We start from the raw sequence: 12,964 nt of genomic DNA, 5'->3' as shown, positions 1-12,964 counted from the left end.
CAACGTGAGCAAGAAGTCCATCTCTGGGTTTCCTGAACTACTTCCAGCAGGACGTGCAGTTGAATCCATGGTTGAGGACCGCCTACGGAACACTTTTGAGTTACACGGGTTCGCAGGAATACAGACACGGTCAGTCGAGCCACTTACTGCCCTCGAGGCGAAGGGTGAGACGTCCAAGGAAGTGTACGTGCTACAGAGACTTCAATCTGCACGTTCTGGAGGGCCTATTCCTCTCCGATCTGACACTCTGGGACTGCATTTTGATCTCACCGTGCCGCTAGCCCGCTACGTTCTGGCAAACTCGAATGACCTTACCTTCCCTTTCAAGCGCTACCAGATACAGAAAGTCTGGCGTGGCGAGCGTCCTCAAGAGGGGCGATTCCGCGAGTTCACACAAGCCGATATTGACATCGTGGGGTCTGGAAACCTTGGTCTGCATCACGAGGTCGAGGCCGGGGAGGTCATGCTTGATGCATTCGCAGGGCTCGATATCGGCCCGGTGTTGATGGAGATCAACAACCGTAAGCTCCTTCAAGGCATCGCAACAAGTGCGGGTATTGAAGACTTTGAGGGAACTCTGCGCGGTCTCGACAAGTACGACAAGATCGGACCGCGGGGCGTATCTGAGGAACTGCGGGCCCTCGGTCTGTCGGATTCTCAGATTGACGTAGCTCTAAACGCCGCAGCTATTTCAGTCGAAACCGGCAGGCAACTGCGTGAGGCAGTCGGCGCCCTCGGCCTCGATCCAACTCCACTTGCAGAAGGACTCGATGAGTTGGCGACCGTTCTGGATGCCCTCCAGGAGTACGCACCCGGACAGGTCCGTGCCTCACTGCGAATCGCACGAGGATTGGATTACTACACGGGCACCGTCTACGAGACAGTGATCCCCGGACATGAGAGCTTCGGTTCGGTTTGTTCTGGTGGTCGCTACGACGCCCTCGTTTCTGATGGACGCAGAACGTTCCCGGGAGTCGGACTCTCCATCGGGGTATCTCGACTTGTCGCACTTCTTCTCACAACTGGCATCCTGGAACCGGGGGCACCGAGTCCCGCACGAGTCTTGGTGGCAGTCACCAATGAGGAGACAAGGGGTGAATCCGTCGCCGTCGCACGCGCTTTGCGGCAGCGGAACATCGCAACCGAAGTCTCACCGAGTGCTCGGAAATTTGGCCAGCAGATACGTTTTGCGGAGCGCCGCGGCATCAGCTACGTCTGGTTTGTAGACGAGGACGGGGCCCATTCGGTGAAGAACATCGTCACTGGCGATCAAGAGCCGGCTGACCCTGCACAATGGCTGCCTGCTGACGTTTAGGTTGTTGAGTAGTCCCCCTGTTTGAACGTCCCCGCGGCGTTCACCTCGGGGACGTCCTTCTAGCGACGCGGCTTTCCGTACTTCTTGCCACCCTTGCGGTCGAACTGGCGCCCTGCGCGTCCGCCCTCGTACGTGCGTTCTGAGCGCGGCCCATCACCGTGGCTGCCCCCGCGCGGGCCCTCGTCTACCGAAATACGGAGCCGTCGGCCGGATACCTGGGCTTTGTTGAGCTTTGCCATCTGGCGTTCCGAGAGTTCATCCGTGACCTCAACAACCGAGAACGACGGGTAGATGTTGATCTTGCCAAGGTCCGCCCCGCGCAATCCGGCCTCGCCGGTCATCGCGCCGACAATCGCCTTAGGGGAGACGCCGTCCCGCTTACCAACTTCAAGGCGGTAACGGTTGCTTCGCCGATCCCCGCGTGTCTTCCGAGCGCGAGGGGCATCAGTCGCGTCAATCTTGTTGAAGTTTGCATCCATGCGTTCACGCGCACTGTCGGAGACATTCTGCATCGTTGGAGGAACAGCCGCACTATAGAGCAGTTGCGCCGCGATATCCCGGTAGCGTAGGCCGCTCGCGTGTGCTGCCGCGAGGGCTCCTTCGATTGCGGAAGTATCCTGTGCCGCCCCACCCGAATCAGCGTTGATCAGCCCTTCGAGGACGCGGCGGGCGCGCGCATCGATGATCTCTTGGCTGGTTGGAATCGGAACCTGCTGCAGCTTCGCGCCAGTGACACGCTCAATCTGGTGGAGGCGTCGCCTATCCCTTGGCGAGAAGAAGGTCAGGGACCGTCCCGCGCGCCCCGCACGACCGGTGCGACCGATCCTGTGAACGTAAATCTCAGGTTCGATCGGGGCCTCATAGTTGACCACCAAACCGATGCGCTCCACGTCCAGCCCGCGAGCCGCCACGTCGGTTGCTACGAGCACGTCGAGGTCTCCGTTGCGCAGACCCTGGACCATGCGTTCACGCTCACGTTGTGCAATGTCTCCTGAAATACCAGACGCGCGGATCCCACGGCTCAAGAGGGCCACAGGGATTTCTTCAGCATCCCGCCTTGTCCGAACGAAGACAATAGCTGCGCCGCCCTCGCGCCCCTCATAGTTGCCGCGCATTTCGAGGACGCGAGCCAGGGCTTCGGTGCGTAGATTCGCAGGGACCAATGAGTAGGTCTGGTGAATGGTCTTCACTGTCGAGGCAGCCGAGGTGACTTCGATACGTTCCGGATCGCGCAGGTGCTTACCAGCAACCTTGGTAATGCCGCGGGGCATCGTGGCGGAGAAGAGCGCAGTGAGACGCTCATTCGGGACGGTTGACAGAATAGTCTCAACGTCCTCGGCAAAGCCCATGCGAAGCATTTCATCAGCCTCGTCAAGTACCACGGTGTTGACGGAGGTCAGATCCAACGCACCCTTTTCGATCAGGTCCATAATGCGCCCCGGCGTCCCCACGACGACCTGTGCGCCCTCACGCAACGCGCGCAGCTGGGGACCGTAGGATGACCCGCCGTAGACAGTGACCATATGGACCTTTGACTTAGGTCCTGCAAGCGTCTCTAAGGCTTCTGTGGTTTGAAGCGCAAGTTCGCGTGTTGGGGCGAGGACGAGGGCGGCAACACCTTTGACATTGCCGTTGACCCGACCGAGGAGCGGAAGCCCAAAGGCCGCAGTCTTGCCCGTACCGGTTTGCGCTATGCCGACGACGTCGCGGCCTGCGAGCAGTGGAGGGATAGCAGACACCTGGATAGGCGTGGGGATATTGAATCCAAGGTCCTCGAGAACTATTAGCTGATAGCCCGGCAGTCCCAGGTCCGCGAAGGTCGTGGGGGTGGTTTCTTCAGTCATTTCTTCCTTTTGTGGAGTCACCGCCGGGGCCGTGTTCCCTCTAGTTGCGCCAAGTTACGCCGGGTTCACTTTACGCGGGAAGAGGCGCTCCGGCGCGCGCTGTGACTACCTCCACGCTCCGTATGTCTTTGCCGAAGGACTCTACGTCAGGGACGACGCGCCGAACGCGTACAATCGGAGCAGTTGAATGGAGCAGGTTGATTCGCGCTTGACGCGAGCTGTGGGAAAGGAACTTCGTGCTACGCACTCACACGATGAACGAGCTTGGCCTTGATCTAGAAGGCGAGACAGTCACGTTAGCCGGATGGGTTGACCGTCGCCGTGATCACGGTGGCGTTATCTTTATTGACCTTCGGGACGCTTCTGGTATTGCTCAGGTAGTGGTCCGTGATGAAGAAATCGGTCACCAACTGCGCCCAGAGTATGTTCTGAAGGTCACTGGCAAAGTCTCTGCGCGGCCCGTTGGTAATGAGAACCCAAATCTTGCTTCAGGGCAGATTGAGGTGCTGACTGATGAAGTAGAGATACTTAACACTGCGGCTCCTCTACCTTTCCAGGTTTCCACCCACGCGGATGGCGCAGTGGCTGGTGAGGAGGTACGACTCAAGTATCGTTATCTCGACTTGAGGCGGCCAGCGGCCCAGCATGCCCTCCGGTTGCGGTCGGCAATGTCTCGCGTAACGCGTGAGACGCTGCTAGATGATGGCTTTGTTGAGATTGAGACGCCGACGCTGACTAGGTCCACTCCCGAAGGGGCAAGGGACTTCTTGGTTCCTGCTCGTCTTGCGCCCGGCTCCTGGTATGCCCTTCCCCAGTCGCCGCAGCTTTTCAAACAGCTGCTCATGGTGGGAGGAATGGAAAAGTACTTCCAGATTGCGCGCTGCTACCGCGATGAGGACTTCCGTGCCGACAGGCAACCAGAGTTTACGCAGCTTGACGTTGAGATGAGCTTCGTTGACCAGGACGATGTCCTGGAGGAAACGGAAAAGGTACTCCGTAACATTTGGGCACTAATTGGCTATGACATTCCGACGCCCATCCGGCGGATGCCGTTCCTTGAAGCGATGGAACGTTACGGTACTGACAAGCCTGATCTGCGTTTTGATCTTGAGCTTGTTAATTTGACGGATTTCTTTGCAGGGAGCCCGTTCCGATTGTTCCAGGCCCCATATGTTGGCGCCGTTGTGATGCCCGGTGGTGGCTCTCAACCGAGGCGAGCCTTCGACAAATGGCAGGAATGGGCGAAGTCCCGTGGCGGTAAGGGTCTCGCATATGTGACCATCGCCGATGACGGAACGCTCGGCGGGCCGGTTGCAAAGAATATCTCTGAGGAAGAACGTGCAGGACTCGCTGAGGCAGTCGGCGCGAACCCGGGAGACTGCGTGTTTTTTGCCGCAGGCGTCGCGGACTCAGCAAGGTCCCTCTTGGGTGCAGCCCGCTTAGAGATAGGTTCGCGACTGGGACTGATGGACCCGAATGAATGGTCGTTCCTCTGGGTTGTCGATGCTCCTATGTTCAAGCCATCAGCAGCCGCAAAGGCCGAGGGCGATGTTGCGTTGGGTGCCAGCGCTTGGACTGCGGTCCACCATGCCTTCACGGGCCCGAAGCCGGAGTATCTGGACACGTTTGACTCTGATCCCGGCTCCGCCTTGGCAAACGCCTACGACATTGTCTGCAACGGTAATGAGATTGGCGGAGGGTCGATCCGTATTCACCGCAGAGATATTCAGGAGCGGGTTTTTGAGGTGATGGGAATCGGTCAGGAAGAAGCACAGCAGAAATTTGGCTTCCTTCTTGATGCCTTCCAGTTCGGCGCGCCTCCTCACGGGGGAATCGCGCTCGGTTGGGATCGGATTGCTGCCCTTCTGTCCGGTGCCGACTCGATTCGTGATGTCATTGCGTTCCCGAAGTCGGGTGGGGGATACGACCCACTGACGGAGGCACCCGGGCCAATCGACGCAGCTCAGCGCGCAGAGACCGGGGTTGATTTTGTTCCTGAGGAAGAAGAGCAAGCCGACGACGCGGGTACAGACGCCTAGTTCGACAACTGGGGAGTGGGCAGCACTTTCTATCAAGTTCTCACAGACACTCCCCAGATGTCGGAGGTCACAGTTAAGCTGTGACCATGAAGATCGTTGAACTACACCCAGATAACCCTCAACCACGACTCGTTCGCCAGATCGTTGCTGTTCTGAATGACGGTGGCACAATAGCGCTCCCTACTGATTCCGGTTATGCCGTTGCCTGCATGCTTGGCAACAAGGATGGTATGGATGTGATCCGCCGCATCCGCAACCTCGATGACAAGCACAATTTTTCCCTGCTGTGCCAGTCGTTCGGACAGTTGGGCGAACTGGTAATAGTGGATAACAAGGCCTACCGCACAATCAAAGCGCTGACGCCGGGGGCGTACACCTTCATACTTCCTGCCACGAAGGAAGTCCCGCGAATGACCCTGAACAAGAAGAAGAAGACGGTGGGTGTCCGTCTACCAGACCACAAGGTCACCCAGGCTATCGTCGAAGAGCTGGGGGCGCCGTTGCTTTGCTCCACCCTGATCATGCCCGGAGAGGATGAGCCGTTGACCGATGCTGAAGATGTGGCGGCAAGGATCGGGAACGAAGTTGACCTCGTTGTTGATGCTCCGGTTGGGCTTGCGGGTGCGACCACGGTTATTGACTTCATTCCCGGCTACCCGGAAGTCGTGCGTGAGGGTGCTGGCGACACATCCTTGTTTGCCTAACGTCCTCGACGAAGCGGTGGGTGGTCCACCGCCGTACAAGCACGCACCGCTTTTTAAAGGACCTCTTTCTAATGGATCTATTTGATGCTCAAGGCATCGACAGTCATGGGCTGCCGCGGCCGTCGGCCTCGGGGCCCCTGGCTGTTCGGATGCGACCCACGACAGTGGAAGAACTTCTGGGCCAGTCGCATTTGCTGACTCCCGGCTCACCACTGGCTCGGCTCTTGGATTCTCAGTCAACTTCTGTACCGTCAGTCATCCTGTGGGGACCCCCGGGAACGGGAAAGACGACGTTGGCCTACCTGATTGCCCGCCAGTCTGGAAGACGGTTTGCTGAGGTTTCGGCTGTGAACGCTGGCGTCAAAGAGGTACGTGAGGTGATTGCGTCCGCAAAACATGCACTAATGGCCAGTGGTGAAGAAACGGTTCTGTTTATCGATGAGGTACACCGCTTCTCAAAATCACAACAGGATGCCCTTCTGCCTGCCGTAGAGAACCAGTGGATCACACTTGTTGCGGCGACAACCGAGAATCCCAGTTTTTCAGTAATTTCACCTTTGTTATCCAGGTCTCTACTCCTTGTACTTCACCCGCTGGATGACGAGGCGATAGGGGAGACCCTGCAACGCGCTCTAAAGAGCGCGTCCGGGTTGAACGCAGCCGTAGAACTTGGAGAGGGTTCACTGGGGGTTCTGACTCGCATTGCTGGTGGTGATGCCCGCAAAGCTTTGACACTCTTAGAAGCAGCGGCAGCAGCCACCCTCGACCGGGGTGACAGGTTAATCACGGTTGAGGATGTATCGACTGCTGCAGCGAGCGCACTGGTTCGCTGGGATGAGGACCAGCATTACGACGTAGCCAGCGCTTTCATTAAGTCGATGCGAGGTTCAGACCCCAATGCAGCTGTCCACTATCTGGCCCGAATGCTGGAAGCAGGTGAGGATCCGCGCTTCGTTGCCAGGAGAATCATGATTAGCGCCGCTGAGGATGTTGGCTTGGCCGATCCGAGTGTTCTCCAAACAGCAGTTGCCGCAGCTCAGGCCGTTGCGATGGTGGGAATGCCCGAAGCACAGATAATTCTTGCGGAGGCGGTTCTAGCGGTCGCAACTGCCCCGAAGTCCAACACGGCAGTGGTCGCAATCAGCAAGGCCACAGAGGACGTGAGGTCCGGTAAGGCAGGTCCCGTTCCATTGCATTTGCGTGATGGCCATAGTTCCGGATCTCGCAAGCTAGGTCATGGGCTCGACTACGTCTACTCCCACGACCAACCTCACGCAATCGCGGCTGGGCAGACCTATCTCCCTGATGCGCTCCGTGACGCCAACTACTATGTGCCGACCGGCAGGGGTGAAGAAGCCAGAATTGCGGCAAGCATGGAGGCGATCGCAAGACTTCACAAGAAGGCCACAAATCAACAAGGTGACCAACCGCTCATCTAAATGTCATGGCTGTCGATCGAAGCTGACCTCGGCATCAAGTAGCATTGCATCTGGTCATTTTTGATCGAACCTGGGGTCTTAGCCAAATGAGTGTTGACCCCATGGCCTCGCAGCCAGCGGGACCATGACAAACTGAAACAGGAGAAATAGGCATGGCAGATAATCGTGCACGCAAGCAGGTGCGCCAATCACGCGCCCTCGGTATCCCGCTGACCCCGAAGGCAGTGCGCTACTTTGAGAAGCGCCCTTACGGACCCGGAGAGCATGGCCGCACACGCCGCCGTCAAGAGTCCGATTACGCGGTTCGACTCAAGGAAAAGCAGCGTCTTCGCGCCCAGTACGGTATCCGTGAAGCACAGATGGCGAACACGTTCCAAGAGGCTCGTCGCATGCAGGGCATGGCTGGTGAGAACCTCGTGTCATTGCTAGAGACCCGACTGGACGCCCTTGTCTTGCGCTCAGGGTTTGCACGCACCACCGCTCAGGCACGCCAGGCGGTTGTCCACCGCCACATCCTGGTGGATGGCAAGATCGTTGATCGCCCTTCGTTCCGAGTCAAGCCGGGCCAGGTCATTCAGGTGAAGCCGAAGTCCCAGACCACTGTACCGTTCGAGGTCGCAGCCGCTGGCGCTCACCAGGAGGTCCTGCCCAAGGTCCCCGGTTACCTTGACGTAGATATCGCAAATCTCAAGGCAACGCTGACGGAGATCCCGAAGCGCAGCGACGTCCCTGTTGAGTGCGACGTCCAGATGGTTGTTGAGTACTACTCGCGCTAAACCAGATACTTGTGCCTCGGTGGACTTCTTCCGGGAGAGCACATGCAGCAAATGCGATGAGGACGGGAGCTGTTGGCACCCGTCCTCTTTGCTATTCTCAATCCGCAGCCAGGATTGGGACCACTGAAGCTAAGAGAGAGAAATGCGCACACACGAGATTCGCGAGCGATGGATCAACTATTTCGCTGCCAATCAGCATGAGATTCGTCCTTCGGTACCACTGTTGTCGCCCGAGCCGTCCATTCTCTTCACCATTGCCGGAATGGTTCCTTTTATCCCTTACATAACAGGGGAGGAAGAACCACCGTGGCCACGTGTTGCGTCAGTGCAAAAGTGCATTCGTACAAACGATATTGACAATGTCGGACATACCTCGCGCCATGGCACTTTTTTCCAGATGAACGGCAACTTCTCTTTTGGGGACTACTTCAAAGAAGGCGCGATTCACTACGCTCACGATCTCCTTACAGGAGCTGTCGAGGACGGCAAATATGGCCTCGACGCCGACCGCCTTTGGGTGACTATCTGGGACGGCGATCAGGAAAGCTTGGACGTGCTCACCAAGCAGATCGGCATGGACTCCAAACACATTGTCCGCCTTCCCCGCGTTGAGAACTTCTGGTCCACCGGCCAGCCCGGCCCTGCTGGACCCTGCTGCGAATGGCATTATGACCGTGGTCCCGCATACGGCCCAGAAGCGGTTGACACTACGACCGATCCGGGTGGAGATCGTTATCTAGAGCTGTGGAACCTCGTTTTCGATCAGTACATGCGCGGTGAAGGCGAAGGCCAGAACTACGAACTACTGCACGAGCTGGATCGCAAGTGCATCGATACAGGTGCGGGTCTCGAGCGGCTGGCGTTCGTGTTGCAAGGCAAAGCAAACATGTTCGAGATCGATGAGGTCCGACCAGTCATCACCAAAGTGGAAGAAATCTCCGGTAGGCGTTACGGTTCCGGTGGTGAAGATGACGTCCGCATGCGAGTCATTGCTGACCATATCCGCTCTTCCATGATGTTGATCAATGATGGCGTCCGCCCAGGTAATGACGGTGCTGGTTACGTTCTCCGCCGCCTAATGCGGCGCGCAGTCCGCTCGGTGCGTTTGCTGGGTGTTGACGAAGTGACGCTCCCGGAGCTTTTCCCTGTTTCACGAGATGCCATGTCTCCCTCGTACCCCGACCTACTGACCAACTGGGACACGATCGCCGACGTCGCGTATGGTGAAGAGGTTTCCTTCCGACGCACGTTGGATGCAGGAACCACAATCTTTGACGTGGCAAGTCGCAAGGCTGAGGAGGAGTCTACGAGCGGTGTTGCAACCCTGTCGGGCGAGGCCGCTTTCGCGCTTCACGACACCTACGGATTCCCGATCGACCTCACCCTCGAAATGGCGCGTGAGAAGGGACTTGCGGTTAACGAGGCACAGTTCCGCAAGCTCATGAGTGAGCAGAAGGAACGTGCCCGCGCGGATGCTCGCGCAAAGAAGGCCGGTCACGTTGACGTCAAGGTGTTCCACGAGATCGCGGATAGCATTGGCGGAGGCAGCGAATTTGTTGGTTACACCAGTGCCACCGGGGAGTCCCAGATTGCGGGCCTCCTTGTCGACGGAATTCCAGTGCCGTTCGTGGAAGGACCCGCCCAAGTGGATGTGGTCCTCACCCGCACACCGTTCTTTGCTGAGGCCGGTGGACAGAAGGCCGATCAGGGTGTCATTCGGGTTGAGAATGGCGTTGAACTGGAAGTCTTTGATGTCCAGTCACCTCTCAAAGGTCTATCTGTTCACCGCACCACGCTGCCAGCTGGCACCGTGGCAGTCGGGGATAGGGCCTACGCCGAAATTGATCGTGAACGCAGGCTCGCCATCGCGCGTGCTCACACGTCGACCCATATGATCCATAAAGCACTCCACGAGGTCGTGTCCGAGCGGGCAACACAGGCAGGATCCGAGAACTCGCCGTCACGAATGCGCCTTGACTTCCGCCACGGCAAGGCACTGACGAACACTCAGCTGTCCGATATCGAGGCAATGGTCAATGCCAAGATGATGGATGACTTGGAGATTACGGAGACCGTCCTCCCAGTCGAAGAGGCGAAGGCGCGCGGCGCCATGGCCCTCTTTGGGGAGAAGTACGGCAAAGACGTCAGAGTGGTCACCATCGGTGACGATTGGTCAATGGAGATTTGTCTGGGGACACACGTGTCGGCAACCGGGCAGATTGGCCGCCTCAACATCCTTTCAGAGTCTTCTATTGGCTCTGGGGTCCGCCGTGTCGACGCACTTGTCGCGGATTCCTCGTACGAGTTCCAATCGGCGGAGCATCTTCTGGTTTCACAATTGACGAATCTGCTGCGCGGCAAGCCAGAAGAGCTCCCTGAGAAGATCTCTACCCTTCTTGACAGGGTGAAGTCCACTGAGCGTGATCTTGCTGCACTGCAAAGCCAACTCTTGCGCTCCAAGGCTGCGGATATCGCCGAGGGCGCGACCCGTGTCGGGGTGGTTCGGATGGCAAAAGCCGACCTCGGAACAGTGTCTAGTGCCGATGCGGTTCGGGACGTGGTTCTAGACGTGCGCAACCGACTTGGTGCTAGTGAACCCGTGGTTGTTGCCTTGGGGGCTGTCATGAATGACAGACCTATCCTGGTGGTGGCTACCAATCAGAGCGCCAGGGATGGCGGTATCCGAGCTGGGGACCTTGTCAGGACTGGAGCAAAAGTCCTTGGTGGGGGTGGCGGTGGCAAAGCCGATGTTGCTCAGGGTGGCGGAACTGATCCCAATGCACTTCAAGATGCATTGCAAGCTGTCGCTGCTCAAGTGAGCGGAGTGGCGTCCTGAGGCCCGGCGCGCGAATCGGCCTCGATATCGGAAGCGCTCGTATCGGTGTCGCATTTGCCCCTGGGGATGCCGCTGTCGCGATTCCTTTGGAGTATGTCCCAGCGAAGCCCCGGAAGCGTGCCCTTAGACTCATAACAAAGCAGGTTCGCGAGCGCGGTGCAATTGAAGTTGTTGTTGGGTTGCCCAAGCATCTGAACGGAACCGAAGGAGAATCCGCACATCTCGTTCGTGAGTTTTCGGCCGCGCTTGCTACTATGCTGCCTGACGTGAGACTTTGCCTGGTGGATGAGCGACGCTCGACTATCGCCGCAAAGGAACTACTGCATGAACGTGGGATCCAAGAGAAGGAGCAACGTCTTTTGATTGATTCCGTCGCGGCACAAGTCATCCTTGAACACGCACTGGAAGTAGAGCGGGTAAGCGCTAAGCCTCCCGGTGAGGAGATTCGGGTGATGAACTTAGACGAGAGGGGTGACGATGAGCAACAGTAGCTCTGAGGACGCTTCGGGCAGTCCCTTTCCATCACGGCGCGATCTGCATGCTTCGCGGATACCTAGCAGGGGAGCCGCGAGTTCAAGCGATGCGAGCGCTGATTACAGCGCCGCAGGCGTGGCTGAAACTGAGGTCGTTGGACAAGCCTTGCCGACACCCGCTGTGTCTCACACGTCCGAGGGGTCATTCCCGACGCGTCGAGAGCACCTCATCGAGACCGGCGCACTTCCTCAAGTCAAACAACGCTCGCCAAAGAAGTCCGAGCGACTCGCAAAGAAGGCAGAAGATAGCGCGATGAAGGTAGAGGTGACTTCCGGTCGTGAACCTTCGCCTCAGCCAAGCCTCGGCACTCGCCCTCTAGCACCCGGTAATGGTGTTCCGCCCACTCGACTAAACTCCGGAGCAGTTTCCCCGCTGAATGGTCGGGCAAGTACCCCTTCAAAAATGAAGGCCAAGAAGGCCCCTAAGTGGCGCGTCGCACTGATCCTGATCCTGCTACTTGCCCTGGTGGGTGGAGCTGTCTACTGGGCGTGGATGGGTCTGAGTGGCGACTCTGCGACCTCGCAAGAAGAGCTTGATTTCCCGGGTCCGGGCGAAGGTAGCGTTGAAGTCACAATCACAACAGGAGAGCTTGGCTCTGAGATCGGTCAGTCGCTGGTCGACGCCGGCGTTGTGAAGACGGTCCGTGGTTTCACACTAGCATTTGAAGGAAACTCTGCCTCGGCAACCATCAAGCCTGGAACCTACACCCTCAAGCTAGGTATGAGGTCCGCAGATGCTCTTGCTGCACTCCTTGACGAGGCCAACCGAAGCGACAACGCGATTACAGTGAATGCCGGTCAGACGGCCGCTCAGGTCTACGAGCGCATGATCTCGGTTGGCGGCTTCACCCAGGATGAAATCGACCAGGCCCTTGCAGATCCTGCAGTGCTTGGACTGCCGGAGGCTGCAGACGGCAACGTTGAGGGTTGGCTCGCTGCCGGGTCCTACGAGGTGGCCATCGGGGAGAGTGCAACGGACGTCCTGATGACGATGGTGGGCCGTACAACCGCGTTGCTGACTGACTTGGGAATTGCTGAAGCCGACTGGCAAGAAACCCTCATTAAGGCATCAATTCTTGAGCGTGAAGCAGGCGTCCCTGACGATTTGCCCAAGGTGGCACGTGTAATCCTCAATCGCCTTGAGTTGCCGGAAGCTGAGACGCGGGGGCTCCTTCAGATGGACTCAACTGTGCTTTATGGAGTTGGTAAATCGGGTGGACTACCCACGGCGGAGGACTTGGGTTCGGACAGTCCCTACAACACCTACCGAGTTCAAGGTCTTCCCCCGACACCTATTGCAACACCTTCCCAGGCTGCCATTGAAGCGACGATCAATCCCGCAGATGGCGATTGGCTCTACTTTGTCACGGTAAACCTGGATACGGGAGAGACACTGTTCAGCTCAACACTTGCAGAGCAAACAAGCAACATCGAGTTGCTTACCCAGTGGTGTGAGCAAAATGAAGGCAGGTGCTGAG

9 protein-coding genes are annotated in these 12,964 nt (G+C 57.8%); 8 read left to right on the top strand and 1 reads right to left on the bottom strand.

Going from position 1 to position 12,964, the window contains the following annotated elements; all coding sequences use genetic code 11:
* Window positions 1-4: 4 nt before the first annotated feature.
* Entirely contained in the window at window positions 5-1,315 is a 1,311-nt protein-coding gene (gene hisS / locus IDL90_RS01655) for a histidine--tRNA ligase (RefSeq protein ID WP_182140784.1), read from the top strand.
* Window positions 1,316-1,374: 59 nt separating this feature from the next.
* Here hisS and IDL90_RS01650 read toward each other — a convergent pair whose 3' ends face one another.
* A complete protein-coding gene (locus IDL90_RS01650) occupies window positions 1,375-3,159 on the bottom strand; it encodes a DEAD/DEAH box helicase (RefSeq protein ID WP_182140785.1) in 1,785 nt (594 codons plus the stop codon).
* A 236-nt stretch (window positions 3,160-3,395) separates the two neighbouring features.
* On the opposite strand from IDL90_RS01650, the gene aspS reads away from it, so the two are divergent.
* The 7 genes from aspS (at window position 3,396) to mltG (ending at window position 12,963) form a co-directional block, all read left to right on the top strand.
* Complete coding sequence (gene aspS / locus IDL90_RS01645; RefSeq protein ID WP_182140786.1) at window positions 3,396-5,198, top strand: aspartate--tRNA ligase; 1,803 nt, start codon at window positions 3,396-3,398, stop codon at window positions 5,196-5,198.
* Window positions 5,199-5,284: 86 nt separating this feature from the next.
* Window positions 5,285-5,902: an L-threonylcarbamoyladenylate synthase gene (locus IDL90_RS01640; RefSeq protein ID WP_182140787.1), complete on the top strand. Its 618-nt coding sequence runs from the start codon at window positions 5,285-5,287 to the stop codon at window positions 5,900-5,902.
* 71 nt (window positions 5,903-5,973) lie between these two features.
* Complete coding sequence (locus IDL90_RS01635) at window positions 5,974-7,341, top strand: replication-associated recombination protein A (protein ID WP_182140788.1); 1,368 nt, start codon at window positions 5,974-5,976, stop codon at window positions 7,339-7,341.
* A gap of 152 nt (window positions 7,342-7,493) precedes the next feature.
* Entirely contained in the window at window positions 7,494-8,117 is a 624-nt protein-coding gene (gene rpsD / locus IDL90_RS01630) for a 30S ribosomal protein S4 (protein ID WP_182140789.1), read from the top strand.
* Between the two features lie 142 nt (window positions 8,118-8,259).
* On the top strand, window positions 8,260-10,953 hold the full coding sequence (gene alaS, locus IDL90_RS01625) for an alanine--tRNA ligase (RefSeq protein WP_182140790.1): 2,694 nt from the start codon (window positions 8,260-8,262) through the stop codon (window positions 10,951-10,953).
* Window positions 10,911-11,444, top strand: a complete 534-nt coding sequence (gene ruvX / locus IDL90_RS01620) for a Holliday junction resolvase RuvX (protein ID WP_182142682.1) — start codon at window positions 10,911-10,913, stop codon at window positions 11,442-11,444. Before alaS ends, ruvX begins: the two co-directional genes overlap by 43 nt.
* On the top strand, window positions 11,431-12,963 hold the full coding sequence (gene mltG / locus IDL90_RS01615; RefSeq protein ID WP_182140791.1) for an endolytic transglycosylase MltG: 1,533 nt from the start codon (window positions 11,431-11,433) through the stop codon (window positions 12,961-12,963). The genes ruvX and mltG overlap by 14 nt, the downstream gene beginning before the upstream one ends.
* Window position 12,964 lies beyond the last annotated feature (1 nt).

Source organism: Schaalia sp. JY-X159 (genome assembly GCF_014525425.1).
Classification (GTDB): Bacteria; Actinomycetota; Actinomycetes; order Actinomycetales; family Actinomycetaceae; genus Scrofimicrobium.
Note: the sequence above shows the minus strand (reverse complement) of the source record. Positions and strands in the feature narration are given on the sequence as shown.